We start from the raw sequence: 26,743 nt of genomic DNA on the forward strand, positions 1-26,743 counted from the left end.
TCAGCCGTGTTGCGCGTGCGCCTCCAGGAACCGCTCCGAAATGGTGAATCCCAGCCCGGGTCTATCAGGGATCGCTACCATACCGTCCTTTGCTTCGACAGTCTCTTCGATCAGATCGTGGATCATCGGGTTGGCGCCGAGCGAATATTCGACGGTGAAGCTCGCCGGCGAAGCGGCGCAGACATGCAGCCCGGCAAAGAAGCAGGGCGCGCCGGCCCAAAGATGCGGCGCAAAGCGCAGATTGAAGGCGCTGGCGATGGTGCCGATCTTCATCGCCTCGCTGATGCCACCGCAAAAGGCCGGATCCGGCTGGAAGATATCGGCGGATTTGAGCACGGCGAGGTCGCGGAAGGCATAGCGTGTCGCCTCGCTTTCGCCGGTGGCGATCGGGATCGAACCGCAGGCGCGCACCTCGGCCATGCCGGGCTTGTCGTCAGCGATCACCGGCTCCTCGAACCAGGCGAGATCGAGGTCGCCGGCGAGATGGATGAAGCGCTTGGCTTCGGCCACCGTGTAAGTGCCGTGCGCGTCGACCATCAGATCGATATCTGGACCGAGCGCCTGTCTTGCGGCGCGGACGCGAGCGGCCGAGATATGTGGGGCGCCATCCATCGCGCCGACGCGCATCTTCAGCGCCTTGAAGCCGCCCTTGGCGATGTAGGACTGCAGCTGGTCGCCGATGGCTTCCGCGGTGGCCCAGCCGCCGGAAGCATAGGCCGGCATGCGGTCCAGCTTGCGGCCGCCGAGCAGCCGCCAGACCGGAACGCCGAGCGATTTGCCGAGAATGTCCCACAATGCGATGTCGACGGCGCTGATGGCAGCGATGCTCATGCCCCGTCGTGCCAGTTGCGGCATGGCATGGCCGGCGCGAGCGGCACTGTCGTGGCGCGTGCCATTGTAGAGCATCTCCCAGATGACGCCGATGTCGGCCGGGTCGCGGCCGACCAGCTGCGGGCCGACCTCGTAGTTCAGCAAATGAACGAGAGCGCCGTAACTCCCGGCGCTGCCGGCGGCATTCTTGCCTTCGCCCCAGCCGACCAGCCCGTCGTCGGTTTCGATGCGCAGGATAGCGGCGTCGAACGTCGCCACCTGACCGAAGTCGCTGCGGTGCTGCTTCGCGACTTCGATCGGTATGCGGGCCCACCAGGCTTGGACCGTTTTGATGCGCATGTTCATCCTCGGCCCGGCCGCGGTGAGGCGGAAGGGCTCTTTCCAAACGGCTCGGCTACTTGATCAGCGGCAGCAGCGTTTCCGCGTTGATGCGCATCTGGTCGGTGTAGAATTTCTCCGTGAGCACGCTGGAGCCGTGGTCCTGAATGAACTTCAGCTGCTCCGGCGAGATGTCGACGGGGTTGCGTTCGACCATGTCGGGATAGGGAGCAGCCGGCGTGCGGTCGACGGGGGCGACGAATTCATTGGTCAGCGCGCCGTCATAGCCGATCTCCTTCAGCGTGCCGACGATCTTCGGCCAGTCGATCTGCCCAAGGCCCGCGGCGAAGCGGTTGTTGTCGGCGACATGGAAATCGTACAGGCGCTCGCCGACCTGCCGGATGGCGTCATAGACGTTAAATTCTTCCATGTGGATGTGGTAGGCGTCGAGGCAGACGCCGCATTCGGGGCTGACCGCATCGGCCAGCGCCAGTGCCTGGGCGCCGCGGTTGAACAGATAAGTCTCGAAGCGGTTGAGCGGCTCAACCGCGATCTTGACGCCAACTTTCTTGGCGTGGGTGAAGCATTCCCGGGTGGCATCGACCACCCATTTCCATTCCTCTTCCTCGGTGCCGTCCGGCACGACCTTGCCGACAGTGGCGGGAACCAGCGTGATAATCTCGCCGTCGAGCTCGCTGACCATGGTCAGCACGTCCTTGACGTACTGCACCGACCGCTCGCGTTGGCCCTGGTCCTTGGCGGCGAGATTGCGCTCGCCCAGCATCAGCGTCACCGCTCCCCAGCAGCGAATGCCGTACTCGTTCAACAGTGCGCGCGTCTCCTTGGGCTTGTACTGTTCGGGTTCGCCGGAAATCTCGATCGACTCATAGCCGAATTTCTTGATGCGCTTGAGCGTCGTTTCCAGCGGCTCCGCCCGCATCCAATTGTGCGTCGAAAGATGCATGGTCTATCCTTCCCAGAATCGCCTGTACCAGTTTGCCTGCGGCGCACTCTGCCGAAGCCGCCGCATGATTCCTCCCCAAGGCGTCCCAGCATTTTTTTGCAAACTGGTTCGACCAATTGGGCTTGATGGGAGGTCTACAGTAATTTCATCTGGACGGCAAGAAGTGCTGCCATCAAGCGTTGGCTCCTGTCTATGCTATTGATTATACTTAAACATGTGGCTTAACTCGGCATGGTTGCAGGACTGCGGCAGCGCGTCAAATGGCTTGACCAGATTTCGGCATTTGGTAATACCAGAATAGCGGCGCTGAGCGCGCTGTGCAAAGAGACCAAAGACGCTGGCCCTGTTTTCAATCGGCGCTATGCTTGGTCGTGAAACATAGGGAGATGCCGATGCCGACGACGATGAAGGGGCCTGGTCTGTTCCTGGCGCAGTTTGCGGGCGACGCCGCGCCGTTCAATTCGCTGGCCTCGATCACCAAATGGGCGGCTGGTCTGGGCTACAAGGGCGTGCAGATCCCGACATGGGACGCCCGATTGTTCGATCTCGAGAAGGCAGCCTCCTCCAAGGCCTATTGCGAGGAGGTGAAGGGCATCTGCGCCGATGCCGGCGTCGAGATCACCGAACTGTCGACGCATCTGCAGGGGCAACTGGTGGCGGTGCATCCGGCCTATGACGCGCAGTTCGACGGCTTCGCGCCGGCTGCGGTGCACAACAATCCAAAAGCCAGGCAACAATGGGCGGTCGAACAGATGAAGTTCGCCGCCAAGGCGTCGAAGAATCTCGGGCTCAAGGCGTCGGTGTCGTTTTGCGGAGCGTTGGCCTTCCCATACCTCTACCCCTGGCCGCAGCGGCCGGCGGGATTGATCGAGGAGGCATTTGCCGAACTCGGCAAACGCTGGACGCCGATCCTCGACGTTTATGACGAAAACGGCGTCGATGTCGGCTACGAAATTCATCCAGGCGAGGACGTGTTCGACGGCGCGACATTCGAGATGTTCCTCGATTCGGTCGGCGGCCACAAGCGCTGCAACATCAACTATGACCCGTCGCACTTCCTGCTGCAGCAGCTCGATTATCTCGAATTTATCGACATCTACCACGAGCGGATCAAGGCGTTCCACGTCAAGGATGCCGAGTTCAATCCAACCGGGCGGCAAGGCGTCTATTCCGGTTACCAGAGCTGGACCAACCGTGCCGGGCGTTTCCGCTCGCTCGGCGACGGGCAGGTGGATTTCCGCGGCATCTTCTCCAAGCTCACCCAATACAATTACGATTCATGGGCGGTGCTGGAATGGGAATGCTGCCTCAAGCACCCGGAGGATGGTGCGGCCGAAGGCGCTCCCTTCATCCAGCACCACATCATCAGGGTGACGGAAAAAGCATTCGACGACTTCGCCGGCGGCACGACCGATAAAAAGGTGCTGCGCGGCATGATGGGGATCTAGCACAGATATTCCCTCCCCCTCGAGGGGAGGGTCGATCCGCGCAGCGGATCGGGGTGGGGTCGCTGGGCGTAGGGCTCGGCATGAACCGACCCCACCCGGCCCTGCGGGCCACCTTCCCCTCAAGGGGAGGGGTATTTCAATGACGAGGGAGAAAATCGTGGTTGGCGCATCGAAGACGGAAACGGGAGGCGGTCCGATCCGCTACGGCATGGTTGGCGGCGGACAAGGCGCCTTTATCGGCGCGGTGCACCGCATCGCGGCACGCATGGATAACGAGTTCGTGCTGGTTGCTGGCGCCCTCTCGTCGAATCCGGAGCGCGCCAAGGCCTCGGCGGCCGAGCTTGGGCTCGATCCGGCACGCAGCTACGGCTCCTATGCCGAGATGGCCAAGGCGGAGGCCAAGCGGCCGGATGGCATCGAGGTGGTGGCCATCGTCACGCCGAACAATGTGCACGTGCCGGCCGCCAAAGCTTTTCTCGAGGCCGGCATCCACGTCATCTGCGACAAGCCACTAGCGACGACGCTAGCCGAGGCAAAGAGGCTGGCGGCGCTGGTCGAAAAGACTGGCAAGGTGTTCGTGCTGACGCATAACTACACCGCCTATCCGATGGTGCGGCAGGCACGCGAGATGGTGGCCAAGGGACAGCTCGGCGATATCCGCATCGTGCAGTCGGAATATCCGCAGGACTGGCTGACCGAAGACCTGGCCGCCACCGGCCAGAAGCAGGCTGCGTGGCGCTCTGACCCGAAGCAGGCGGGTGCCGGCGGTGCACTGGGCGATATCGGCACGCATGCCTACAACCTTGCCCGTTTCGTCTCCGGGCTGGAGCTCGATTCGTTGTCGGCCGATCTCGATGCCTTCGTGCCGGGGAGGCTGCTCGACGACAACATCAATGTGCTGCTGCGCTTCAAGCCGGTCGGCGGGTCGCACCCGGCCAAGGGAATGATCTGGGCAAGCCAGGTGGCGCCCGGCCACGAGAACGGGTTGAAATTGCGCATCTACGGCTCGAAGGGCGGCCTCGAATGGGTGCAGGCCGACCCGAACTATCTCTGGTACACGCCGTTCGGCCAGCCGAAGCAGTTGATTACCCGTAATGGCGCCGGCGCGCTCCCCGTCGCCGGGCGCGTCAGCCGCGTTCCGCCAGGGCATCCGGAAGGCTATCTCGAAGGTTTCGCCAACATCTATCAGGAAGCCGCGCGGGCGATTCGTGCAGCGCGCCGGAAGGGCGGGAAGCCGGCTAAGGATGTCGTCTTCCCGACCGTGCAGGACGGCGTCGAGGGCATGGCCTTCATCGAGGCCTGCGTGAAGTCGTCGAAGAAGAATGGGGCGTGGACGAAGCTCTGAAGGGTGGTGGTGATAGTCAGGTGAGACCGGCCTGCAAATGGCAGTTTCCTGCGCTTCCGGTGCTCATGTACCAAAAGCACGCTCCGCTCCGGTTCTCGGAACCCGCCATTTTCGGCTCGGCCTGACCTGAATCTCATCACCCCTCCGGCGATCGAGCGAATGAAGGGAGGGGCGTCGATGAAAATCGGCATGTGCATGTTGTTGTGGACGACCAGTGTCTCGAAAAAACACGAGCCGTTGTTGAGGGACATCAAGGCGACCGGCTTCGACGGCGTCGAAATACCGGTCTTCTCCGGCACGCCGGACAACTACAGGAAACTCGGCGAACTGCTCGACCGTATCGGGCTGCAACGCACCGCCGTCTCGGCGATGGGCGATCCGGCGATGAACCTGATCTCGCCGGATGCCTCGACGCGCAAAGCCGGTATCGACTACATGAAATCGGCGATCGACTGCGCTCAGGCGCTTGGCGCGAACACGTTGAGCGGCCCGCTCCATTCGACACTCGGGGCCTTCTCCGGCAGCGGGCCGACAGCGGCCGAGAAAAAACGTTCGATCGCTTCGCAACGCGCCATTGGCGACTATGCCGGCAACAAGAGCGTCACCATCGGGTTGGAGGCGCTCAACCGCTTCGAATGCTACCTGCTCAACACGATGGACGATTTATCGGAGCATATCGACGCGATCGACCGGCCGCACATCAAGGCGATGTACGACACCTTCCATGCCAACATCGAAGAAGCCGACCCGATTGGCGCCTATACGCGCAACCGCAACAACATCGTCCATATCCACATTTCGGAGAACGATCGCGGGGTGCCGGGCCGTGGCCATATTCCCTGGAAGGAGACTTTCTCCGCCATCCGCAAGAGCGGCTACGACGATTGGCTGACGATCGAGGCGTTCGGGCGTTCGCTGAAGGACTTGGCCGCGGCCACCAAGGTGTGGCGCGACTTTTCCGAAGGCCCGGAAGCTGTCTACCGCGACGGCTACAGGCATATTAAGGACGGGTGGAGGAAAGTTGCATAACGATCGGCCAGCCCGATGCACCCGTCACCCCTGCTCGGCCTGGATCCGGTTGTAGTCGTGGATCGTCCTGCTCAGCCGGCGGCGCAGCAAATTGGAAATGTTGTCGAAGATGAAAACGACGAGCAGGACCAAGAGCACCATGTAGAAGACATTGGCCCAGTTGGAGTTGGTGCGCATCGCTTCCCAAAGCTTCAGGCCGATCCCGCCGGCACCGACGGCGCCGATGATCGTCGCGCCCCTGGTGTTGGATTCCCACTGATAGAGTGTCTGGCTGATGAAGACCGGGATCACCTCCGGCAGCACGCCATAGCGCTGCACCAGCAAGCCGTTCGCGCCGGTCGACTGGATGCCCTCGCGTGGCTTGTCGTCGATGTTCTCGAGGCCTTCCGAATAGACTTTGCCGAGCGTGCCGATCTCGGTGAAGAAAATCGCGGCGCTGCCGGCCAGCGGGCCCGGGCCGAAGGCGCGGGTGAAGAACAGCGCCCAGATCAGCATGTCGACCGATCGCATGAAATCGAAGAACCGCTTGAGCACCTGGCTGAGGAGGCCGCTCGGGGTGATGTTGCGGGCGGCGAAAAAGGCGAGCGGGAAGGCGACGATGCCGCCGAGCAAGGTGCCGAGAAACGCCATGACGATGGTCTGGAACAGCTTCGTCCAGACGTCGCCATGCTGCCATTGGGCGTTGTTCCAGATATTGTCCGCGGCCAGCGCAATGTTCGATGTGCCCGGCTTGAGCTGGGGTCCGGACATCAGCAGCGAGACCACCTCGCCGGGCGACTTGCCGAAGAAGGGCGAGCGTGTGTCGAAGACGAAATTCGCCCAGCCGAGGAAGCGCTTGCGGACCTTGACGCGATCGACGGTTATGCGAACCTCGCCGGCAAAGCCCATCCGGGCGACGATTTCATCGTCATGCGCGGTGATCCAGTCCGGCACCGGGCCGGTTATCACCGGCTTGCCGCTGGTCAACGACACCGGCACCGCTTGGCCATTGGCGACAAGCGTTGCCTCGGCCTTGTCGAAGGTGACGGATTTGGCTCGGCCTTCGATCAGAACGGTGTAGGAGCCGTTGGCATTGGCGATGACCCAGTCGGGATGCGGGTCTTCGCCAAGTGCAGAAAAACGCGGGTATTTGGGTGTGATCTGAGGCTGATCGAGACGGAATTCCGGCTGCAGATCGTAGCTGATCCATTGCGTCAGGAAGAGCGGCAGTCGCTCCCAATGCGATTCCCTCAGCACTTGCGGCAGGCTGAAGAACCACAAGGCATAGACGAGGTAGAGCAGGATGCCGGCGAACAGCACCAGCGGGCCGAAGCGTTTGTACAAGGGCCGTCGGAACACTTGGGGAAAGCGCTCCTCTATCGCCTGCATCTCATCGGCGGTCATCGCGGCCATGGGCAGTCTTCTTGTTGATTTGCCATGATCTTTTCCAAAAACCGGAATCCACTTTTTGGGATCATGGTCAGGCGCCCATCATGAAGGCCTGCTCGCCGACGAGCTTGCGACGAAGCCAGGCGGAGAACTGGTCGACGAGGAAGATGGTGGTAAACAACAGCAGCACCAGTGCCAGCGTCTTGGCGCCAAAGCCGCGTGAGATGGAGAGCTTCAGCTCCTCGCCGATGCCGCCTCCGCCGACCGCGCCGATGATGGTCGAGATACGGACATTGATCTCGATCCTGAGCAGCGCGTAAGACATGAAATTGGGCAGCACCTGTGGCAGGCCGGCGAAGCGCACGCGCTCGAACCAGTTGGCGCCGACCGCGCGCAGGCCTTCGTCGGCGCGCATGTCGATGTTTTCGTTGATCTCGTAGAAGAGCTTGCCGAGGGCGCCGATCGAATGCAGGCCGATGGCGATGATGGCCGCGACCGGGCCAGTCGAGAGGATGGCTGCGAACAGGCCGGCAATGACGATCTCGGGGAAGGCGCGAAGCAGTTCCATGAAGCGCTTGACGACGAGCCTGAGCACCGGACTGGGTGTCAAATTGCGCGCGGCGATGAACGAGAACGGCACCGCAAAGACGAAGCCGATGAAAGTGGAAACCAGCGCCACGTTGAGCGTGGTGAGCATCAGCTCGAAATATTCGGGTAGGTAAAAACCGCCCCAGAGATAAACGCGGCCAAGCGGGAAGTTGAACTCCTGGCTGCCCTTGTCGTGCGGCGATGCGATGTCGAACAGCGCCCGCCAGACGTCGTTCCAGTCTTTGGGAACAAGCCAGCTAAGGAAATCCAGTATGTGCGGCAGCCGATCGAAGAAATGTCCGGCATTGGCCTCGTCGGCAAACCACATGGCTGTGCACATGGCGATAAGCAGCAAACCGATGCCGAGCGCCGTGTAGAACCGGCGCAAGGACGTCTGCCGTCGCCAGGAGTCGGCTGTCCGCCGGGTCGCGTCTGAACGGATCGTGGCTGAGATGGTCATGATCGGGCATGCAAAAAGGGCGGCGCTGGTAAGGCCGCCCTTTGCCACCGCATTCAGCCGCCGATCGCGGCTTTGCGGGCTTCGACGATGACGCTGTAGAAGTCCGGCTTCACAGGAACGTAGCCAGTGAAATCGCCGCCTTCGATGGCCTCGAAGCAGGGCTTGTCCTTGGCCGGCAGGCTGGTGAAGAAGTTGGCGAGCTTGGCGCTCATATCGCCACCGAGCGCGGTGCGCACGACCAGCGGGCCGTTCGGGATCAGGCCGGAGCGCCAGACTTCGACGAAATCGTTGGGGTCGACGGCGCCCTTGGCGACTTCCTTGTGGAAGGTGCCGGAGGTGTAGCCGTTCTTGAAGTCGCCAATGCCCGAGGAGTCGTCAACCGCAACATCGACCTTGCCGTCGCGAACGGCGAGGAGGTTGTTCTCGTGGCCGCCATTGAACTGGGTCGAGGCGAAGAAGGTTTCGTTCGAGGCGCCGGTGTCCTTCGGGATCTGGGTCAGCGGGATCAGATAACCGGAGGTCGAATCCGGGTCGGCATAGCCGAGCTTCTTGCCCTTTGCCGACTTGATGTCGGTGATGCCGGACGACTTCAGCGCCAGGCCGATCGAATAATAGCCGGTCGCGCCGTCGGTCTGCTGGGTGGTGAGGATCGGGGTCACGGCGTTCGGATCCTTGAGGTAGACGCTGGCATAGCCTGACGCGCCAAGCTCGGCGAAATCGAGGGTGCCGCCGAGCAGGCCCTGGATCACCCCGTCATAGTCGGCGGCCGGGAACAGCGAGACCTTCTCGAAGCCGAATTCGGACTTCAGGTGATCGGCGAGGCACTGAAAGTTGCGCAGCCGGTCCGCTTCATTTTCACCACCAAGGATGCCGATGCGGAATTCCTTGATATCCTGGGCGTGAGCGGCACTTGTTGCGATGGCGAGCAATGAAACCGCGCCAAAAACCATCTTCCTGAACATTATCTCTCTCCTGTTGGTTCCGGCTTCGCGCCGGAGCGTTCGAACTTTTGACGAGTGCCTTTGACGCGGGCGGGCGATCAGGCCGTTCTCAGTAGCCAGGGAACACGGGCTCGAGCGGTCCGGCGGATGCAGCGATTTTCTGTTTGACGGCGACACTGGTCGAAGTGATGGCCTCGGAGATTTCGCCGCCATTGCTGTCGGCGCCGTAGACCATGCGCACGGCCTCGCGGTTGAGGTCTTCGGGCGGGCCGTCGAAGACAACCTTGCCGGCGGCCATGCCGATGATACGGTTGCAATAGTTGCGGGCCGTATCAAGCGTATGCAGATTTGTGATGACGGTGATGCCTTCGCGCAAATTGATGTCCTGCAGCGAATCCATCACCACCTTGGCGTTGAGCGGATCGAGCGAGGCGATCGGCTCGTCCGCCAACAGCACCTTCGGCTGCTGCATCATGGCACGCGCAATAGCAACGCGCTGCTGCTGGCCGCCGGAAAGCGTGCCGGCGGGCTGCAGTACGGTGCGGGCGATGTCGAGACGCTCAAGGGCGGCAACAGCCTCGGCGCATTCACTGCGCGAGAACATGCCGAAGAGGTTGGACAGCGTCGAGCGGTGGTTGAGCCGGCCGAGCAGCACATTGGTCAGCACGTCCAGGCGCGGCACCAGATTGAACTGCTGGAAGATCATGGCGCAGTCGCGCTGCCATCGCCGGAGCGGCGAGCCGCGCAACCCGGAGACCTCGACGCCGTCGAACAGGATGGATCCCTGGCTGGGATCGATGAGGCGGTTGATCATGCGCAGAAGCGTCGATTTGCCGGCGCCCGAACGGCCGATGATGCCGACCATCTGACCGTGCGGGATCGCGATGTCGACATTGCTGACGGCGGTGTTCTTGCCGAACCGGCGGGTGACGCCGCGGATTTCGAGCGTAGCTGACATGGTGCAGGCTCCAGTCCAATCGCAATTGAAGGTCTGTTAACCCTCGCTAGCGCAGCCGCATGAACCTGCGGTGTCGGAACGATGTCAGTTTTGTTACTGCCCACAGGTACGCCTCGCCCGGGGAATTCATCCGCGCGCCTTTGGATCAGCCCAGGACAAGAAGCTCCTCGAAATGCTTCATGTCCTTGAAGCTGCAAAATGCCGGAGGCAGCAGCTCGATCACTGGAGCCTGACGGACGGCAGCGAGAGGCAATCATCGAATAGTTGTTGCCATTGCGTTATCCTTTCATCGTCGAGACGGCGGATCTGATAGGCGAAGGTTATGTGGAACGTGTAGCTGTCGTGGTCGGGATGCCGATATCCGAAGGGCGCCGAAAAGGCATCGCGTCATGCGCGCAGGATACGCACGTCCTCATCGGTTGCGCCGGCAACGGTCAAGCCCGTCGGCACGACATCGACAACCCTGATCTTGAAGGCGCCGCGGCCTTCGAAGCCGTTCAGGCGTTCCTGATAGAGGCGGGTCATGTCGTCGATGCTGGTGTCGAGGGGCGCATCCTCAGGCCAATAGGGAGCCGGCGCCGATATTCGATGATGTCCTGGAACAGCGTCATGTGCAGGCTGGAGAGGCCAGCCGGTCGGTATCGGGCATGGCGCGCATCCGCTCACGCACTTCGACCACCACTGCCTCGGACGGCGAGCCGTCGACGAGATGGCAGACGACCGTGTTGCCGGGCTCGGTCAGGAAATTGCCAGAGGTGTCGTAGCGCCTGCCGAGATGCAGCGGAGGGGTCGGGTTCGAGCCGGCAAAGTATCCGGCGAGCGAAGGTTTGACTGAAACAGGCATTGCGATCTCCAGAGGAAAGGCCGCGTTCTGCCCCGACGATGTGTCAGGGACATGAAAACCGTGCCAAGAAGTAGAATATCAAAGGCAGGATTCGCCAAGCGATGCTGCCGGGGTTTGCACATCATCAAGATTGAAATAAAGATTCAAACTCGTATCAAAGAGAGGCTGCCTAATTGCTACGTTGGCGCCAGTGGTTGCGGCTGTATGCTGCAGGGGTAGTCGCTGCGATAAGTTTCACAGTGGCCCTGGTTTTGATGTCCGTATATCGGGTTGGTAGCTTGAACCATCCAATATCGGGATACTTGTACAATTATGCAAATGGGCGCGACGCGGCCATTATTCTAATGATTCTCATTTTTTTAATTGCGCTAGTTACGATAAATTTTGCAAATAAGATTGAGGAAAAAACCAAATCGCTTGTAGATATTGGTTATGACAAAAAAATTATAGAACTTATCAGGTTTAATCAGACTGGTGGTGCTATTCTTATCACGTTAGGATTTCTTTCTATTATTTTGGACATTTGCCCGAGCGGCTGACTTATTCGGGACGTCAACCCCCATGCTTCTCCAAAAACTGATTGGCCGACAGTTCCCGAAAATCGTCGAGCGCGGCGCGCAGCCGGGCGTGGTCCCAATCCCACCAGGCGAGCGCCTGGTAGCGCTCCGCGGTGCGGCGGTCGAAGCGCTCGCGGATCGGCTTGGCCGGCACGCCGCCGACGATGGTGTAGGGCGCGACGTCCTTCGACACCACGGCACCCGCACCGACCGCGGCGCCATCGCCGACGGTGATGCCGGGCAGGATGGTCGAGCCGTGGCCGAGCCAGGTGTCGTGGCCGATGGTGACGCGCTTGGCGCGGCGCTGGGCGAAGAATTCGCTCTCGTGCTCGGCGTCGTCCCAATAGTCCGAGGCGCGATAGGTGAAATGGTGCAGCGTCGGCCGCCAGGTCGGGTGGTTGGTGGCGTTGATGCGCACATTGGCGGCGATGTTGGCGAATTTGCCGATCGTCGCGCACCAGACGCCGCAGTCCTGCATCATGTAGGAATAGTCGCCCAACGCACTTTCCGAAATCCGGCAGCGCTCGGCGACTTCGGTCCAGCGGCCAAGCGTTGAGTTCTCTACTTCCGCCGTCTCGTGGATCAGCGGCGCCTCCGACAGTTTCCTCGTCATGCGGCGATTTTTCCGGCGGCGAAGGCGGTCACGTCGATTATACGGTCGGCCACCGCCTCGCGCACGTCGTGGTCGTGGAAGATGCCGAGCAAAGCGACGCCCGCCGCCTTCTTGGCGGCGATCAGGGAGATCACCACGTCGCGGTTTCTGGCGTCGAGCGAAGCGGTCGGCTCGTCGAGCAGCAGGATCGGATGCTCGGTGATGAAGCCGCGCGCGATGTTGACGCGCTGCTGTTCGCCGCCGGAGAACGTCGCCGGCGGCAGCGCCCAGAGTTTTTCCGGCAGGTTCAGCTGCGCCAGCAAGGCACGTGCCTTGCCGCGCGCGACCTCACGCTCCTCGCCGCGCTCGACCAGCGGCTCGGCGACGACATCGAGCGCCGAGACACGCGGCACGGTGCGCAGGAACTGGCTGACATAGCCGATGGTAAGCCGGCGCACGGCAAGCACGGTGCGCGGGCTGGCAGTTGCGAGATCGATCAGCCCGCCCTCGTGCTGGACGATGATCTGGCCTTCATCGGCGGCATAATTGCCGTAGAGCATTTTCAGGATCGAGCTCTTGCCGGCGCCGGACGGGCCGCCGAGCACCGAGCATTCGCCGGCCCTGATCGCGAACGAGACGCCGGCGACCACCGGCAGTTTGATGCCGTCGCGCAGATGCATGGTGAAGCTTTTGGCGACGTCGGAGACAACGAGCGGGGTTGCCATCAGAGGGTTCTCCAATCGTCATTCGTCTGCGGGCCAACACCCCCCTCTGGCCTTCCGGCCATCTCCCCCTCAAGAGGGGAGATGGGCTGTCGCATTCGGTTTCGCCATTCTCCTGTGTCGCAGAACGGGCGGGACATAAAAGCTGCTGATCTCCCCTCTTGAGGGAGAGATGGCCGGAAGGCCAGAGGGGGGTACGCCGGAGCAATCATCGTCATACCTGCAGAATCGAGGAGACAAGCAACTGGGTGTAGGGGGCGCGCGGATCGTCGAGGACGCGGTCGGTGAGGCCGCTTTCGACGACGCGGCCGTCCTTCATCACCATCATGCGCTGCGACAGTAGACGTGCCACCGCAAGGTCGTGCGTGACGACGATGGCCGCCAGACCCAGATCGGTGACCAGGCCGCGCAACAGATCGAGCAGGCGCGCCTGCACCGAGACGTCGAGGCCGCCGGTCGGCTCGTCCATGAACACCAGCCGCGGCCCGGTGACGAGGTTGCGGGCGATCTGCAGGCGCTGGCGCATGCCGCCGGAAAAGGCGCGCGGCTCGTCGTCGATGCGGTCCTCGTCGATCTCGACGCGCGACAGCCAGTCGACCGCCGTGGCTCGGATTTTTCCGTAGTGGCGGTCGCCGACCGCCATCAGCCGCTCGCCGACATTGGCGCCGGCCGACACTGTCATGCGCAGACCATCGGCGGGGTTCTGGTGGACAAAGCCCCAGTCGGTGCGCATCAAAAAGCGGCGCTCGGCCTCGCTCATGCGGTAGAGCTCGCGGAATTGGCCATCGCGCATGCGGTAGCTGGCGGTGCCGGAGCTGGGCAGTAGCCTTGTCGACAGGCAGTTGAGCAAAGTCGTCTTGCCGGAACCGGATTCGCCGACGACAGCCAGCACTTCGCCCGGCCACAGATCGAAGGTGACGTTCTCGCAGCCGACGCGCGAGCCGTAGAATTTGGACAGCGCAGAGACGCGCAGCAGCGGTTCGTCGGTCATTGCGCCGGCTCCGTTTTTTCCAGGGCAAGAGGGGTTTCAGGCGCAAGGTGGCCGCGATGGCCTTGCTCGCGCCGCTTCTCGCAATGGTCGGTGTCGGAACAAACGAACATGTGGCCGCCATGGTCGTCGAGGATAACTTCGTCAAGATAGACGTTCTCGGCCGCGCACAGTGCGCAGGGCTGGTCGAAGGTCTGCACCTCGAACGGATGGTCCTCGAAGTCGAGGCTGACCACGTCGGTGAAGGGCGGCAGTGCATAAATGCGCTTTTCGCGGCCGGCGCCGAACAATTGCAAAGCCGGCGAACGGTGCATTTTCGGGTTGTCGAATTTCGGCGTCGGCGACGGGTCCATCACATAGCGGCCCTCGACCTTGACCGGATAGGCATAGGTGGTGGCGATGCGGCCATGTTTGGCGATGTCCTCGTAGAGTTTTACATGCATCAGGCCATATTCCTCCAGCGCATGCATTTTGCGCGTCTCGGTCTCGCGTGGCTCGAGGAAGCGCAGCGGCTCGGGGATCGGCACCTGATAGACCAGCACCTGACCCGCACTCAGCGGATGCTCGGGGATGCGGTGGCGAGTCTGGATGATGGTCGCCTTCGCCGTCTCAGTGGTGACAGCGACATTGGCGACCTTCTTGAAGAAGGCGCAGATCGAGACGGCATTGGTGGTGTCGTCGGCGCCCTGGTCGATGACCTTGAGCACATCGAGGGGGCCAATGATCGAAGCGGTGACCTGCACACCGCCGGTGCCCCAGCCATAGGGCATCGGCATTTCGCGCGAGGCGAACGGCACCTGATAGCCAGGGATGGCGATGCCCTTGAGGATCGCCCGGCGGATCATCCGCTTGGTCTGCTCGTCGAGATAGGCGAAGTTGTAGGTGGCGATGTCGGTTGGTTGTGCGGTCATTCCGCGGCCTCTCTCTTCTCTTCGGCCTTGCCGGCGTTCTCGCGGGCGTCGTGCTCGGCGCGCATGCGGCGCACGAGGTCGAGCTCGGCCTGGAAATCGACATAGTGCGGCAGCTTCAGATGCTCGACGAAGCCGGTCGCCTGGACATTGTCGGAATGCGAGATGACGAACTCCTCGTCCTGGGCGGCGGCGACGACATCCTCACCCAACTCCGCCGCCCGCAGCGCGCGGTCGCATAGCGCCATGGCCATCGCCTTGCGCTCGCTCTGGCCGAAGACGAGGCCGTAGCCGCGGGTGAATTGCGGCGGCGCCTTGGCCGAGCCCTTGAACTGGTTGACCATCTGGCACTCGGTGACGCGGATACTGCCGAGCGGCACTGCGAAAGGCAGTTCCGGCACGTCGAGCTCCAGCTCGACCTCACCGATACGGACCTCGCCGACGAAGGGATGGTTGCGCGCATAGCCGCGCTGGGTGGAATAGCCGAGCGCCAATAAAAACCCCTCATCGCCGCGCGACAACGCCTGCAGGCGGATGTCGCGCGCCATCGGGAATTCGAGCGGCTCGCGGGTGATGTCGCCGGGGACATGGTCTTCAGGCATGTCGCCGTCGGATTCGATCAGGCCCTCGCGGGCGAGGATGGCCGACACGCGCGGCATGGCTTCCGGCTCGCCTGCACGCTGCTCCGGCTCGGCGACTTCGCCGCCTGCGGCAAGCTCGGGATCGAGCAGCCGGTGGGTGTAGTCGAAAGTCGGGCCGAGCAACTGGCCGCCGGGCAGGTCCTTGTAGGTCGCCGACACCCGCCGCTCGACCAGCATCGTGCCGGTGTCGACCGCCTTGGTGTAGCCGAAACGCGGCAGCGTGGTGCGATAGGCGCGAATGAGGAAGATCGCCTCGATCATGTCGCCGCGCGCCTGGACGATGGCGAGTGCCGCCAATTCCCTGTCGTAGAGCGAACCTTCACTCATCACCCGGTCGACGCCGAGCGCCAGTTGCTCGACGATCTGGTCGAGGCGAAGTGCGGGCACCGAACGATCGCCGCGCCGGCGGTCGGCGAGCAGTTTGTGGGCGTTGCGAATGGCCGCTTCGCCACCCTTTACCGCGACATACATCCTATGCCTCCATCGTCTTGATGCGCGTCGTGCGCGGCAGGCAGGCAATTGCTTCGGACGTGGCGAGGATGATGTCGACGCCACGCGGAAAGCGCTGGTTGTTCTGCTTCCATTGCTCGACAAAATGGCGCGGCATTTGCGCCGGCGCAATCGTCGCCGTCTTCTCGATGCCCGGGCCTTCGAGCAGCAGCGGAGCGCCGGAGACAAGATCGCTGATCTCGAGGATCAGCGTCGTGGAGCGATCGGGATAATCCTGGGTGCCTTGCGAAAACCCGTCGAGCGCCATCATCTCGGCCGGCGTGGCGATCAGCGCGAAATGCGCGTCGGCCGGGGTGTTGGCCAGCGGCGCGCCGGTATGGAAGCCAAGCCAGGATTTCACCGTCGCTGAAGCCTGCAAGGCGGGGTCGAGCCAGAGCGGCGTGTCGTTATCGCACAGCGCCAGCGCAATGGCGCCCGCGGTGGCTGACAGCGGCGTCGGTGGACGGGTAAAGACCGGCAGGGGCTGCAGTGTGCCCGGCCGGGCCATCGCGTCCATCACTGCCCGGAAGACCGTCTGGGCGTCGAACACCGGATCGGCAAAGCCGCCTTCGATCGCTTGGGTTACGATGTCCATCAGTCTTCTCCGCGTACCATGGTGAAGAAATCGACCTTGGTCGCCGCCGTCTCGGCGCGGCGCTGGTCACGGGCCTCGGCCAGTGCCGCCTGCAAGGGCGCGACGAGCCTGGTCTCGACCTCGTTGCGGTGAGCCGGGTCCTGCCACAGCGCATCGGCGATTGCCGCCAGCCTTGCCTTCTGCTTGTCGCGGCCGAGCGCATAGCAGTGGCCGACCTGTCCGGAGGCGAGCCGGACGGTGGCGCGGGTGACCGTCGTCTCGCCAACGTTGAACGGCGCGCCGCCGCCACCGATGCGGCCACGCACGGTGACCAGGCCGGTTTCGGGGCCGCGCAGGAGTTCCGCCTCCGAAGGCAGGCCGGCTTCGTTCCACAGACGGACGATATCGTCGCCGGTCGATTGCGCCAGCGTTGCCATAACGGCCTTGCGCCCAGCCTGATCGCGGGCTTCCTGTCCTCGCATGGTTAACATTCCCTTGCATCGAAATTTGTCTATTGATATAGACAATTATACAAATTATACCTATTATCTAATGCGTGTCTATGACGGGTGCATGACAAGGGCGAGAAGAGGGGGCGCAAAGGTTGGGGCAGAAAATGATCGGACAAGCCAACAGCATCGAGCGGCGCAGCGGTGTCGCGCTGTGGCGGCAGATCGCCGATCAGATACTGCATTCGATTTCCGTCGGCGATTTTCCCGAAAATGCGGCGTTGCCGCCGGAGGTGGCACTTGCCGAGCGCTATGGCGTCAACCGCCACACCGTCCGCAGCGCCATTGCAGCGCTGGTGCAGGAGGGTGTGCTCAGGGCAGAGCAGGGGCGGGGCACCTTCGTGCTGTCGCGCAGGCGGCTGTCATATCCGATCGGCGCCCGCACCCGCTTTTCGGAGGGATTGCAAGGACAGGCGTCCGACCGGCATATCACCTTGCTTGCGTCATCGGTCGAGCCTGCCAACCGTCGTGTGGCAGAGAGCTTAGGCCTTGCAAAGGGGGCCGACGTGATACGTCTGGAAACGCGCGGCGAAGCCGATGGAATGCCAGTGTCCCGCGCTGCCGGCTGGTTCGATGCCAGGCGCTTTGCCGGCATCGATGCTGCCATGGCGGAAACCGGTTCGATCACCGCATCGCTGGCACGTTTTGGCATTGACGACTATCTGCGGCAATCGACGGTGTTGTCGGCGCGCCATGCCGATGCGGCCGACCTTGCGGACCTCGACCTGCAGCCCGGCGCCATCGTGCTGGTGACGGTCGCCGTCAACGTCACGCCCGACGGTCAGCCGATCCAGTTTTCGGAGTCGCGCTTCCCGGCCGAGCGGATCGAGCTCAAACTGTCGGCGCTTTGAGGTGCGCCAGCATCATGCGACCTGGATAACGGCCTTGATCAGGCCGGACTTCTCATGCGCCCAGCGGGCAAGATCGTGCGGCGTTTCGCCAAGCGTCGTGCGGTGCGTGACGAGCTTTGCCAACGGCACCGCGCCGTTGCGGATCGAGGCGGCGACATGGTCGAAATCGGCACGCAGCGCGTTGCGGCTGCCGATCAGCATCATCTCGCGCTTGTGGAATTCGGGATCGGAAAAGGCGATGTCGTCCTTGACGACGCTGACCAGGACCAGCGCCCCGCCATGCGCGACATGGGCGAAGGCCGACTGCACCGACTGGGTGTTGCCGGTGGCATCGAAAACCATGTCAAAACCGTCGCCGTCGGTTGCTTGCCGCACCAGGTCCGCAGCAGCGCCCTGCGAGCCGTCGAGGGTCGCGAAGCCGAGTTCGCTTTCGGCGAAACCCAGCCTCTCCGCACTCATGTCGAGCAGCGTCACGTCGAGCCCGGCGATGCGGGCGAACAGCGCCGTGCCGAGCCCGATGGGGCCGGCGCCAATGACCAGCGTGCGCGCACCTGGATCAGCCAGCGAGCGCCGCACGGCATGCGCGCCGATCGCCAGGAATTCGACGGCAGCAGCATCGGCCAGCGACAAGCCGTTTGCCGGATAAAGATTTTGCGCCGGCACCAGGATTTGCTCGCACATGGCGCCGTCGCGGTGGACGCCGAGCACCTCGATCTTAACGCAGCAATTCGGCTTGCCTTGCCGGCAGGCGATGCATTTGCCGCAGGCGAGATAGGGATTGACGACCACCGGTTCGCCGATTGCCAGATCGACGCCCTCACCAACCTCGATCACGGTGCCGGAAACTTCGTGGCCCATGATGCGGGGATAGGCGAGGAACGGGTGCTTGCCTTCGAAGATGTGATAGTCGGTGCCGCAGATGCCGACATGGCTGACGGCGACCAGCGCCCAGCCGGCTGGCGGCGCGCCAGGCGCCGGACGATCTTCGAGGACAAGTTCGCCGGGCGAGCGGCAGACGACGGCTTTCATGCTTCAATCCAGTCGGTTCATGGCACCGCCGGCTCTGCTGTCGCGAGGCCGGCGGTTGTGGGGAGGCGGTCTATTTGCCGCGGCGGCGTAGCCCGTCGAAGTAGACGATGACGATGATCAGCACGCCGGTGATGATGCGCTGCCAGAAGGCGTTGACGTTGAGCAGATTGGCGCCGTTGTTGATGGTGGCAAGGATGAAGGCGCCGAGCAGCGGCCCGTGCACTGAGCCGACAGCGCCGAACAGCGAGGTGCCGCCGATCACCGAGGAGGCGATCGCCTGCAATTCCCAGCCCTCGGCCTGTGTCGGATTGCCGATGCCGATGCGCGAGGCGAGCAGCACGCCGACGAATGCCGCACACAGCCCCGACAGCGTGTAGGCCATATAGATGGTGCGCTGGACGTTGACGCCTGACAGGCGCGACGCCTCGGCGTTGGAGCCGACCGAGAACAGATAGCGGCCCCAGCGGCTGTGGTGCAGGAAGATGTAGGCCGGGATGCCGACCAGGATCACCATCCAGAACAGATTGGGGACGCCGACGAAGGAACTGCGCGAGAACGTCTGGAAGGCATCGTTGTTGATCGAGATCGAGTTGCCGTTGGTCATCAACAGACCGATGCCGCGCAGCGAGGTCAGCGTCGCCAGGGTGATGATGAAGGGCGGCAGGCCCATCTTGACGATGCCGAAGCCGTGGAACATCCCGATGGCGACGCCGACCAGCAAGGTAATCAGGATGGCCGGGAAAACCGGTGTTCCGGCGTTGATCAGCATCGCGACGATGACGGTAGCGAAGCCGACCACGGCGCCGACGGAAAGGTCGATGCCGCCGGTGATGATGACGAAGGTCTGGCCGACCGCCAGGATGGCGATCATCGACCCTTGCCGCAACAGGTTCGAGATGTTGTTGCCCGAGGCGAAGCTCGGCGTCGCCACCGACAGGATGACCCACAAAAGAACCAGCAGCGCCAGCAGTGTCAGCCCGAACAGGGCGTTATAGTTGCGTTTCGGCCTTTCGGCAGCGATCGCCTCGGTGCTCATATCCGTCCTCCCGGTCTTTCTTGTTTCTCGGCCAGCGCCTGGGTGAGGATCTCCTCGTGATCAGCGGTCCGAAACCCGTGCGTAGCCACCAGCTTGCCGCGCCGGAACACATGCAGCGTGTCGGCGAGTTCATAGACCTCGGGCAGGTAGGACGAGATCAGGATGATGCCGGCTCCTTTGGATAGCAGCGCGCCGAACAGGCGGTAGATCTCGGCCTTGGTGCCGACATCGACGCCAACGGTAGGCTCGTCGAAGATGAACAGCTTGGCGCCGTGGGCGAGCCATTTGCCGATGACGATCTTCTGCTGGTTGCCGCCGGACAGGCTGGAGGCCAGCGCGCTGCGTGTTGGCGTCTTGATGCGCAGGTCAGCGATCTGGCGATCGGCTTGCGCCTTTTCCTGCGCGCGCGAGATCAGCAGATTGCTCGAGATGCGCTTGTAGATCGGCAGATTGAGGTTGAGCCCGACCGGCAGGTTGAGGCAGAGGCCCTGGTCGCGGCGGCTTTCGGGGGCAAGCGCGATGCCGAGCCTGATCGCGTCATGTTCGCTATTGACCTTGACCTCCTTGCCCTCCCAGAGGATCTGGCCGGCCGATTTGCGGTGGCGGCCATAGAGCGTGGTGACGAACTCGCTGCGTCCGGCGCCGATCAGGCCATAGAGGCCGACGATCTCACCGGCACGGACGGACATCGAGACATTTTCGAAGCCCTTGCCCGACAGGTTCCTGGCTTCGACGATGGTCGCGCCGAAGGTGAAATGCTCCTTGTGGTAGACCTGCTCGATCGAGCGGTTGATCATCATCTTGACCAGCTCGGCGTCATTGGTCTCGGCAATGTTCCTGGTGCCGACCAGCGTGCCGTCGCGCAGCACCGAGACGCGGTCGGCGAGCTCGAACACTTCTTCCATGCGATGGCTGATGTAGATGATGGTGACGCCTTCGCCCTTCAGCCGGCGGATCAGCGTGAACAGCTGGTCGGCCTCCTTGCGGGTGAGGTAGGCGGTCGGTTCGTCGAAGATCAGGAATTTGGTGCCGCGCACGGTGGCGCGGGCGGCGGCGATCAGCTGCTGCTGGCCGATGGTCAGGTCACCCAGCATGACATGCGCGGGCAGGTCGAAGCCTAGGTCGTCGATGATCTTCTGCGCCTGCCTGACCATCGCCCGCTGCTGCAGGATGCCGAAACGTGCATCCTCCTCGCCGAGGAACATGTTGGCGGCGACGGTGAGATGGCGGCACAGGACCACTTCCTGATGCACGGCATTGATGCCGAGTGCCATCGCCTCATGCGGCGTTGCCAATGCGGCAGGCTTGCCCTCCCAGATGACGTCGCCGGAGGTGCGCGGCATGACGCCGGTCAGAAGCTTGATCAGGGTGGATTTGCCGGCGCCGTTCTCGCCGACGATGGCGTGGATCTCGCCGGCTTTGAAGGCGAGGTCGACCGGCTTCAGCGCGTGGGTGCCGGGATAGCGCTTTTCCAGGCCGCGGAGTTCGAGGATGGTCCTGCCCGGTTCCAGCGTTGGGGCCGGATGGAGTTCCTGCGCCGTCGACATCATGACAATCCTCCCAGATTGGCCCGCCAGATGGTCTGACGATTGGCGCGAGTGGGATGTTTCCGGGGCAAAGGCCCCGGAAACAGTTCACTTGTGGCGATGCTCAGTCGAGCTTGGGGTTGAGCAGCGCGTCGATCTTCGGATCCTTCATGTTGGCTTTGGTGACCAGGTTGGCGCCGGTGTCCACATTGGCCTCGACCTTCTCGCCCTTCGAGGCGGCGAGCGCCGTCTTGATGCCGTCATAGCCCATCCGGTACGGATCCTGAACGACGAGAGCCGAAATGACGCCGTCATTGAGGAACTTGATCAGCTTCTCGTCGCTGTCGAAACCGACCAGCGCGACCTTGCCGGCAAGATTGTTCTCGGCGATCGCCTGACCGACGCCCTGCGCCATGATTAGATTGGAGGCGAAGATGCCCTTGAGGTTGGGGTTGGCGGTGATCAGGTCGGTGGCGATGTTGAGGCCGGTGGTGGCCTGGCCGTCGGCGTATTTGTCGGCGACCAGCTTGAGGCCGGGATATTTGGCGGCGAGCTGTTCCTTAAAACCCTGGGCGCGCTGTTCGAGCGAGCCGGCGCCCGGAAGCGCGGTGATCAGGGCGACGTCACCCTCGACCTTGCCGCCATTGGCTTCGCCGATGGCTGCGGCAAGGCCGTCAGCGGCGACACGGCCGCCCTGGATGTTGTCGGTGGTCAGGAACGAGGTGAAGGCCTTGGAGTCGGCACCGGAGTCGATACCGATGATCTTGACCTTGGTGGCGGCCTCATCGATCGGCTTGCCAAGCGCCTTGGCTTCGGTCGGCGCGATGACGACGGCCGCCGGGTTGCCGGCGACGGCATTTTCAAGGATCGAGATCTGGCCGTTGACGTCTGTCTCGGCCTGGGCGCCGAGCTCCGGCACGTTGACGCCGAGGTCCTTGCCGGCCTTGCGGGCGCCGGCCAGAACGATCTGCCAGTAGAAGGACGTGGTGTCCTTGACGATGATCGGAATGGTTACGTCGGCCGCGGATGCCGGAGCCGAATGCATCACGCCGGCAAGCATCGACGCGGCTGCGAGTGCCACGAAGGCGCGGCGGTTGAGAATGCTGGTCACGAATTTCATTAGGAGTCCTCCCTAAGTCGCCCGGTGAATGTTACGGAAGCTCCATTCGGATGGCGCGGCCCAAAACGGAACTTTATCAATAAAAAACATTTACTGTATTTTGATAGTGTATCATCTCGGTCGGCGCAAGCGCTGTTTGATGGCCGCTTCGAATGGCTGGATGGAAGATTTTTTCTGTCGGAACTCCGCTGCCAATCTGCTTCAATATCCCGCATGGAATATTAGTTCCATCAACCAGTCAATATGGAATGTACATTCGTTTTGGCGGTGTACGAACTGTGACACCTGGCGCTCACGTCAGGTGCGCGCGACTTCCCGGACGGCAAGGCTTAGAGCGTCGCGCCGAGATGCCACGGCACGAACTCGTTGTCGCCGTAGCCGAATTCCTCGCTCTTGGTCTTGCGGCCCGAAGCTGTCTCGACGATCAGCTCGAAGATCTCGCGGCCCATGCCGGCAATGGTCTTTTCGCCCGAGGCGATGACGCCGCAATTCACGTCCATGTCCTCTTCCATGGCGTGGTACATGGTCGAGTTGCTGGCGACCTTGATCGACGGCGTCGGCCGGCAGCCGAAGCAGGAGCCGCGGCCGGTAGTGAAGACGATGACGTTGGCGCCGCCCGCCACCTGGCCGGTGGCCGAGACCGGGTCGTAGCCGGGCGTGTCCATGAACACCAGCCCGTGCCCGGTGACCTTTTCGGCATAGCCGAAGACGCCGTTGAGCGGCGTCTGGCCGCCCTTGGCGACCGCGCCGAGCGACTTTTCCAGGATGGTGGTCAGGCCGCCGCGCTTGTTGCCCGGTGAGGGATTATTGTCGATGGATGCGCCATGCTTGGCGACGTGGTCTTCCCACCATTTCACATAACCGTCGAGCTTGGCGGCGATCTCGGGGGTTGCGGCGCGATAGGCGAGCAGGTGCTCGGCGCCGTAGATCTCCGTCGTTTCGGAGAGGATGCCGATGCCGCCGACGCCGGCCAGGATGTCAACCGCGGCACCCAGCGCCGGATTGGCGGTGATGCCGGACATGCCGTCGGAGCCGCCGCATTGCAGGCCGACGACGATCTCGCTGACCGGGATCGGCTCACGCTGAAGCTTGCCGACCTCTTCGGCAATCTCGGCCAGCACGACCAGCGCCTTCTCAACCGATTTGCGCGAGCCGCCGGCTTCCTGGATGTTGAAATGACGTTTTCCCGCGGCAACGCCCTTCTGGCCATAGAGGGTGAGCTGGTTGACCTCGCAGCCGAGCCCGACCATCAGCACGCCGCCGAAATTCGGATGACGGGCATAGCCGGCCAGCGTGCGATGCAGTACCATCATGCCGTCGCCGGTGGCGCTCATGCCGCAGCCCTGGCCGTGGACGATCGGGACGAAGCCGTCAATGCCGGGATATTGCGGCAGAAGCGTGCGGTTCGCCGCGTCAGCGATGGCGTGGCAGACGGTGGCCGAGCAATTGACGCTGGCCAGAATACCGACGAAGTTGCGCGTGCCGGCGCGGCCGTCGGCGCGTCGGTAGCCCATGAAGGTGCGGGCGCGGTCGGCCTCGGTCGCATGCACCGCCTCGCTCGGCGGCACCACGGGCAAACGCCCGCTTTCGAAGACCAGATTGTGCGAATGGACATGCTCGCCGGGCGCGATGTCCTGCGTGGCGCGGCCGATCGCCTGGGCGTATTTGACCACGGCTTCGCTAGCCGCAATCGGCTTGATCGCCACTTTGTGGCCCGGCTCGATCAGCGCGACGGCGACGGCGCCGCCCGGCAGCACGGTGCCGATCTCGATGCGGCCATTGGCGACCGCGACATTGTCGGCGGGAGACAGAAGAATGCTGTTTGCGGCGTTCACGGGAGCTTCCTGGGTGTGTTCCTGGGTGCGCGAGCGGATTGACACGCGGCTCTTAACATATAATGTCTTTTATCGTGAAAAAACATTTTTGCGTCAATTGTTTTTTCGCCAGAGCGCGACGCGTCTTTTGGATGCGTGCAGTAGGCTCTACAACCAAGACTAGCGTTGCGCACGGTGTTTTGCGAAGCGATTCCGATTTCATGCGCGCGAAACGCTTCAAACCGGCCGCAATCGCCAATGCGCCACGGGGCAGGGGATGTCGAAGAGCAACAACGTTTACAAGGACGCTTATAATCGCGGTCTGAGGCTGCTCGACGAAACCAGGAGCCTGCCTTCGGAGCCGGAGCTGGGTACGCTGCTCGGCGTCAGCCGCACGACGGTCCGCACTATCCTTGCGCGCATGGAAGAAACCGGGCTGATCGACTGGAACAAGCGCAGCAAGACGGTCCTGCGCGAACCGCGACCGGACGATTTCTTCCCCGAGGAAGAAACCGACACGCTGGCCGAGATCATCGAGCGCTCCTTCATGCGGCGGCTGCTTGCCAGCGGTGCCGAAGCCGGCATGCAGATCAACGAGCTCGAACTGGCGCGCGAGATCGGCGTCGGCACCACCAGCGTGCGCGAATTCCTGATCCGCTTCTCGCGCTTTGGGCTGATCGAGAAGCGCCGCAACAGCCACTGGGTGCTGAAAGGCTTTACCCGCGCCTTCGCGCTGGAGCTGACCGAAATCCGCGAGATGTTCGAACTGCGCTCGGCCGCAGCCTTTGCCGCTCTGCCCGAGGACAGCCCGGTGTGGGCCGACCTCGACCGCCTGGAAGGCGAGCATCACCGGCTGGAGCGCGAGATCGCCGTGCGCTTCAACGAATTCTCCGAGCTTGACGAGCGCTTTCACCGGCTGATCCATCGGGCGTCGCACAACCGCTTCATCGTCGATTTCTACGACGTCATCGCCATGATCTTCCACTACCACTACCAGTGGAACAAGGCGCAGGAGCGCGAGCGCAACGAAGTCGCGGTCCAGGAGCATCTCGCCTATATCGCCGCGCTCAAATCGCGCGATCTTGCCAAGGTCGACGCCGCCTGCCGCAAGCACCTGAAATCGGCCCGCCACACGCTGCTGACGTCGATTCCCGAGGGCAGGCAGCCGCAACGCGGGTGATTGTGTTGCGTTGCCGCAGCAACGTTTTGGCGATTTTCCGGCCGCCGGCTCCGTGCTAGAGAGCTGACGTTGCTGCGTGAAGAGGCTGGTTCTTGACCATACGCCGGAGACGATGGAGCATGCCGGTCGCGTTCGCCGCGGCGTGGCTTTTCATGCTCCAGTCGATATTCGGCGCGTTTGCTTCCGGCGTCGCGCCGAACGCCTCGCAATTCGATGCTTTCGGCAACACGATCTGCACCCATGACGGTGCGGCGCAACTCCCCGCCGGCGATCCGCATCAGCAGCACATGCCGGCTTGCTGCATGCTTGGCTGCAATCTCGTTTCGGCGGTCTACGCGCCGCTGGATGCAGCCGGGAGCCTGGCTCGCAGCCTTTCCATCGAAACCATCGCCTTTTTCCTGCCGGCCTTCCGGCATCGCGATTTCGCCCGCGCCCGCACTCCGTCCAATCCGCGTGCACCACCGGCGACGGCCTGATCCGTTCTGGTTCGCGCCGCGCAACGCTTTGCCGGCGCGTTTATCGACATCGTTCGCGACCGGCCGTCGGCGCGGTCCCTTAAAATCCACGGAGCAATCATGTCTCACTCTTTTCGCGCTGCCGCATCCAGCCGCAGGCGCTTCGCACTGGGTAGTTTCGAGCAGCGTCTCGGCATCGCCCTTTGCGTTCTTGCCCTCCTGTTCGCCAGCGCCCAGGCGGTGTTGGCACACGAATTCAAGCTTGGCGATCTCGAGATCGGGCACCCCTGGTCGCGCGCCACGCCAGCCGGCGCCAAGGTGGCCGGCGGCTACTTCACCATCACCAACACCGGCAGTGCGCCGGATCGCCTGCTGTCGATCACCTCCGACATTTCGGCCAAGGCCGAACTGCACGAGATGGGCGTCAGCAATGGCGTGATGACGATGCGGCAGGTCACCGGCGGCCTCGAAATCCCGGCTGGCGGCAAGGTCGCATTGGCGCCCAACGGCTATCATTTGATGTTCATGGATTTGAAGCGGCAGCCCAAGGAGGGCGAAATGTTCTCCGCCACGCTGACCTTCGAGAAAGCCGGGCCCCTGCAGATTGAATTCGCCGTGCAAGGCATCGGCAGCGCGGCGCCCCAGGACGACCACTGAC

Annotated in this window: 25 protein-coding genes and 1 pseudogene; 7 read left to right on the forward strand and 19 right to left on the reverse strand. The window is 62.9% G+C overall.

What is annotated here, in order from left to right; translation table 11 throughout:
* Complete coding sequence (locus NKI63_RS04240; protein ID WP_352820570.1) at window positions 1-1,170, reverse strand: mandelate racemase/muconate lactonizing enzyme family protein; 1,170 nt, start codon at window positions 1,168-1,170, stop codon at window positions 1-3.
* A gap of 55 nt (window positions 1,171-1,225) precedes the next feature.
* Window positions 1,226-2,113, reverse strand: coding sequence for a sugar phosphate isomerase/epimerase family protein (locus NKI63_RS04245; RefSeq protein WP_352506658.1), 888 nt, complete (start codon window positions 2,111-2,113; stop codon window positions 1,226-1,228).
* A gap of 392 nt (window positions 2,114-2,505) precedes the next feature.
* On the opposite strand from NKI63_RS04245, the gene NKI63_RS04250 reads away from it, so the two are divergent.
* The 3 genes from NKI63_RS04250 (at window position 2,506) to NKI63_RS04260 (ending at window position 5,935) form a co-directional block, all read left to right on the forward strand.
* Entirely contained in the window at window positions 2,506-3,561 is a 1,056-nt protein-coding gene (locus NKI63_RS04250; protein WP_352506657.1) for a sugar phosphate isomerase/epimerase family protein, read from the forward strand.
* Window positions 3,562-3,700: 139 nt separating this feature from the next.
* Window positions 3,701-4,906, forward strand: coding sequence for a Gfo/Idh/MocA family protein (locus tag NKI63_RS04255; RefSeq protein ID WP_352476346.1), 1,206 nt, complete (start codon window positions 3,701-3,703; stop codon window positions 4,904-4,906).
* A gap of 177 nt (window positions 4,907-5,083) precedes the next feature.
* Complete coding sequence (locus NKI63_RS04260; RefSeq protein ID WP_352506656.1) at window positions 5,084-5,935, forward strand: sugar phosphate isomerase/epimerase family protein; 852 nt, start codon at window positions 5,084-5,086, stop codon at window positions 5,933-5,935.
* A gap of 24 nt (window positions 5,936-5,959) precedes the next feature.
* Here NKI63_RS04260 and phnE (NKI63_RS04265) read toward each other — a convergent pair whose 3' ends face one another.
* From phnE (NKI63_RS04265) to phnG, 12 genes and pseudogenes are all read right to left on the reverse strand, one after another.
* A complete protein-coding gene (gene phnE / locus NKI63_RS04265; RefSeq protein ID WP_352506655.1) occupies window positions 5,960-7,327 on the reverse strand; it encodes a phosphonate ABC transporter, permease protein PhnE in 1,368 nt (455 codons plus the stop codon).
* Window positions 7,328-7,394: 67 nt separating this feature from the next.
* The gene (phnE, locus tag NKI63_RS04270; RefSeq protein WP_352506654.1) at window positions 7,395-8,351 is read right to left on the reverse strand and encodes a phosphonate ABC transporter, permease protein PhnE; all 957 of its coding nucleotides are present in this window, start codon (window positions 8,349-8,351) and stop codon (window positions 7,395-7,397) included.
* A 53-nt stretch (window positions 8,352-8,404) separates the two neighbouring features.
* Complete coding sequence (gene phnD / locus NKI63_RS04275; RefSeq protein WP_352476349.1) at window positions 8,405-9,313, reverse strand: phosphonate ABC transporter substrate-binding protein; 909 nt, start codon at window positions 9,311-9,313, stop codon at window positions 8,405-8,407.
* 88 nt (window positions 9,314-9,401) lie between these two features.
* Entirely contained in the window at window positions 9,402-10,250 is an 849-nt protein-coding gene (phnC, locus tag NKI63_RS04280) for a phosphonate ABC transporter ATP-binding protein (RefSeq protein ID WP_352506653.1), read from the reverse strand.
* A gap of 145 nt (window positions 10,251-10,395) precedes the next feature.
* A pseudogene (locus NKI63_RS04285) lies at window positions 10,396-11,094 on the reverse strand (DUF1868 domain-containing protein).
* 552 nt (window positions 11,095-11,646) lie between these two features.
* Window positions 11,647-12,264, reverse strand: coding sequence for a DapH/DapD/GlmU-related protein (locus NKI63_RS04290; protein WP_352506652.1), 618 nt, complete (start codon window positions 12,262-12,264; stop codon window positions 11,647-11,649).
* Window positions 12,261-12,968 carry a phosphonate C-P lyase system protein PhnL gene (phnL, locus tag NKI63_RS04295; protein WP_352506651.1) on the reverse strand — a complete coding sequence of 236 codons (708 nt, stop codon included), beginning with the start codon at window positions 12,966-12,968 and terminating at the stop codon, window positions 12,261-12,263. Before phnL ends, NKI63_RS04290 begins: the two co-directional genes overlap by 4 nt.
* Before the next feature lie 211 nt (window positions 12,969-13,179).
* Entirely contained in the window at window positions 13,180-13,956 is a 777-nt protein-coding gene (gene phnK / locus NKI63_RS04300; protein ID WP_065009749.1) for a phosphonate C-P lyase system protein PhnK, read from the reverse strand.
* Window positions 13,953-14,864: an alpha-D-ribose 1-methylphosphonate 5-phosphate C-P-lyase PhnJ gene (locus NKI63_RS04305; RefSeq protein WP_352506650.1), complete on the reverse strand. Its 912-nt coding sequence runs from the start codon at window positions 14,862-14,864 to the stop codon at window positions 13,953-13,955. The genes phnK and NKI63_RS04305 overlap by 4 nt, the downstream gene beginning before the upstream one ends.
* A complete protein-coding gene (locus NKI63_RS04310; protein WP_352506649.1) occupies window positions 14,861-15,973 on the reverse strand; it encodes a carbon-phosphorus lyase complex subunit in 1,113 nt (370 codons plus the stop codon). Before NKI63_RS04310 ends, NKI63_RS04305 begins: the two co-directional genes overlap by 4 nt.
* Before the next feature lies 1 nt (window position 15,974).
* Window positions 15,975-16,586 carry a phosphonate C-P lyase system protein PhnH gene (phnH, locus tag NKI63_RS04315; RefSeq protein ID WP_352506648.1) on the reverse strand — a complete coding sequence of 204 codons (612 nt, stop codon included), beginning with the start codon at window positions 16,584-16,586 and terminating at the stop codon, window positions 15,975-15,977.
* On the reverse strand, window positions 16,586-17,047 hold the full coding sequence (gene phnG / locus NKI63_RS04320) for a phosphonate C-P lyase system protein PhnG (protein ID WP_352691125.1): 462 nt from the start codon (window positions 17,045-17,047) through the stop codon (window positions 16,586-16,588). The genes phnH and phnG overlap by 1 nt, the downstream gene beginning before the upstream one ends.
* Window positions 17,048-17,181: 134 nt before the next feature.
* Between phnG and phnF the strand changes: the two genes are divergently transcribed.
* Complete coding sequence (gene phnF, locus NKI63_RS04325) at window positions 17,182-17,925, forward strand: phosphonate metabolism transcriptional regulator PhnF (protein WP_352506646.1); 744 nt, start codon at window positions 17,182-17,184, stop codon at window positions 17,923-17,925.
* Between the two features lie 12 nt (window positions 17,926-17,937).
* On the opposite strand, the gene NKI63_RS04330 is transcribed toward phnF, so the two are convergent.
* From NKI63_RS04330 to NKI63_RS04350, 5 genes are all read right to left on the reverse strand, one after another.
* Window positions 17,938-18,954 carry a zinc-binding alcohol dehydrogenase family protein gene (locus tag NKI63_RS04330; protein WP_352506645.1) on the reverse strand — a complete coding sequence of 339 codons (1,017 nt, stop codon included), beginning with the start codon at window positions 18,952-18,954 and terminating at the stop codon, window positions 17,938-17,940.
* A gap of 70 nt (window positions 18,955-19,024) precedes the next feature.
* Window positions 19,025-19,990, reverse strand: a complete 966-nt coding sequence (locus NKI63_RS04335) for an ABC transporter permease (protein WP_352820576.1) — start codon at window positions 19,988-19,990, stop codon at window positions 19,025-19,027.
* Window positions 19,987-21,540, reverse strand: a complete 1,554-nt coding sequence (locus NKI63_RS04340) for a sugar ABC transporter ATP-binding protein (protein ID WP_352506643.1) — start codon at window positions 21,538-21,540, stop codon at window positions 19,987-19,989. Before NKI63_RS04340 ends, NKI63_RS04335 begins: the two co-directional genes overlap by 4 nt.
* A 100-nt stretch (window positions 21,541-21,640) precedes the next feature.
* On the reverse strand, window positions 21,641-22,636 hold the full coding sequence (locus tag NKI63_RS04345) for an ABC transporter substrate-binding protein (protein WP_254816763.1): 996 nt from the start codon (window positions 22,634-22,636) through the stop codon (window positions 21,641-21,643).
* A gap of 329 nt (window positions 22,637-22,965) precedes the next feature.
* Window positions 22,966-24,471, reverse strand: coding sequence for a UxaA family hydrolase (locus NKI63_RS04350; protein WP_352506642.1), 1,506 nt, complete (start codon window positions 24,469-24,471; stop codon window positions 22,966-22,968).
* 256 nt (window positions 24,472-24,727) lie between these two features.
* Between NKI63_RS04350 and NKI63_RS04355 the strand changes: the two genes are divergently transcribed.
* From NKI63_RS04355 to NKI63_RS04365, 3 genes are all read left to right on the forward strand, one after another.
* A complete protein-coding gene (locus NKI63_RS04355; RefSeq protein ID WP_352506641.1) occupies window positions 24,728-25,630 on the forward strand; it encodes a GntR family transcriptional regulator in 903 nt (300 codons plus the stop codon).
* Between the two features lie 119 nt (window positions 25,631-25,749).
* A complete protein-coding gene (locus NKI63_RS04360) occupies window positions 25,750-26,106 on the forward strand; it encodes a DUF2946 family protein (protein WP_023675211.1) in 357 nt (118 codons plus the stop codon).
* A 99-nt stretch (window positions 26,107-26,205) separates the two neighbouring features.
* Window positions 26,206-26,742, forward strand: a complete 537-nt coding sequence (locus NKI63_RS04365; RefSeq protein ID WP_352506640.1) for a copper chaperone PCu(A)C — start codon at window positions 26,206-26,208, stop codon at window positions 26,740-26,742.
* The last annotated feature ends 1 nt before the right edge of the window (window position 26,743 follow it).

This window comes from Mesorhizobium sp. M0410 (genome assembly GCF_040321435.1).
Taxonomy (GTDB): domain Bacteria; phylum Pseudomonadota; class Alphaproteobacteria; order Rhizobiales; family Rhizobiaceae; genus Mesorhizobium.

Bases quoted from the DNA above. Each gene is read 5' to 3' on its own strand.
- NKI63_RS04345 (WP_254816763.1), bottom strand. From the start codon at position 22,636: ATGAAATTCGTGACCAGCATTCTCAACCGCCGCGCCTTCGTGGCACTC.
- NKI63_RS04335 (WP_352820576.1), bottom strand. From the start codon at position 19,990: ATGAGCACCGAGGCGATCGCTGCCGAAAGGCCGAAACGCAACTATAAC.
- NKI63_RS04240 (WP_352820570.1), bottom strand. From the start codon at position 1,170: ATGCGCATCAAAACGGTCCAAGCCTGGTGGGCCCGCATACCGATCGAA.
- phnF (WP_352506646.1), top strand. From the start codon at position 17,182: ATGATCGGACAAGCCAACAGCATCGAGCGGCGCAGCGGTGTCGCGCTG.
- phnE (WP_352506655.1), bottom strand. From the start codon at position 7,327: ATGGCCGCGATGACCGCCGATGAGATGCAGGCGATAGAGGAGCGCTTT.
- phnE (WP_352506654.1), bottom strand. From the start codon at position 8,351: ATGACCATCTCAGCCACGATCCGTTCAGACGCGACCCGGCGGACAGCC.
- NKI63_RS04250 (WP_352506657.1), top strand. From the start codon at position 2,506: ATGCCGACGACGATGAAGGGGCCTGGTCTGTTCCTGGCGCAGTTTGCG.
- NKI63_RS04360 (WP_023675211.1), top strand. From the start codon at position 25,750: ATGCCGGTCGCGTTCGCCGCGGCGTGGCTTTTCATGCTCCAGTCGATA.
- NKI63_RS04255 (WP_352476346.1), top strand. From the start codon at position 3,701: ATGACGAGGGAGAAAATCGTGGTTGGCGCATCGAAGACGGAAACGGGA.
- NKI63_RS04260 (WP_352506656.1), top strand. From the start codon at position 5,084: ATGAAAATCGGCATGTGCATGTTGTTGTGGACGACCAGTGTCTCGAAA.
- NKI63_RS04355 (WP_352506641.1), top strand. From the start codon at position 24,728: ATGTCGAAGAGCAACAACGTTTACAAGGACGCTTATAATCGCGGTCTG.
- phnC (WP_352506653.1), bottom strand. From the start codon at position 10,250: ATGTCAGCTACGCTCGAAATCCGCGGCGTCACCCGCCGGTTCGGCAAG.
- NKI63_RS04310 (WP_352506649.1), bottom strand. From the start codon at position 15,973: ATGTATGTCGCGGTAAAGGGTGGCGAAGCGGCCATTCGCAACGCCCAC.
- phnL (WP_352506651.1), bottom strand. From the start codon at position 12,968: ATGGCAACCCCGCTCGTTGTCTCCGACGTCGCCAAAAGCTTCACCATG.
- phnK (WP_065009749.1), bottom strand. From the start codon at position 13,956: ATGACCGACGAACCGCTGCTGCGCGTCTCTGCGCTGTCCAAATTCTAC.
- phnD (WP_352476349.1), bottom strand. From the start codon at position 9,313: ATGTTCAGGAAGATGGTTTTTGGCGCGGTTTCATTGCTCGCCATCGCA.
- NKI63_RS04305 (WP_352506650.1), bottom strand. From the start codon at position 14,864: ATGACCGCACAACCAACCGACATCGCCACCTACAACTTCGCCTATCTC.
- NKI63_RS04245 (WP_352506658.1), bottom strand. From the start codon at position 2,113: ATGCATCTTTCGACGCACAATTGGATGCGGGCGGAGCCGCTGGAAACG.
- NKI63_RS04365 (WP_352506640.1), top strand. From the start codon at position 26,206: ATGTCTCACTCTTTTCGCGCTGCCGCATCCAGCCGCAGGCGCTTCGCA.
- phnH (WP_352506648.1), bottom strand. From the start codon at position 16,586: ATGGACATCGTAACCCAAGCGATCGAAGGCGGCTTTGCCGATCCGGTG.
- phnG (WP_352691125.1), bottom strand. From the start codon at position 17,047: ATGCGAGGACAGGAAGCCCGCGATCAGGCTGGGCGCAAGGCCGTTATG.
- NKI63_RS04340 (WP_352506643.1), bottom strand. From the start codon at position 21,540: ATGATGTCGACGGCGCAGGAACTCCATCCGGCCCCAACGCTGGAACCG.
- NKI63_RS04330 (WP_352506645.1), bottom strand. From the start codon at position 18,954: ATGAAAGCCGTCGTCTGCCGCTCGCCCGGCGAACTTGTCCTCGAAGAT.
- NKI63_RS04290 (WP_352506652.1), bottom strand. From the start codon at position 12,264: ATGACGAGGAAACTGTCGGAGGCGCCGCTGATCCACGAGACGGCGGAA.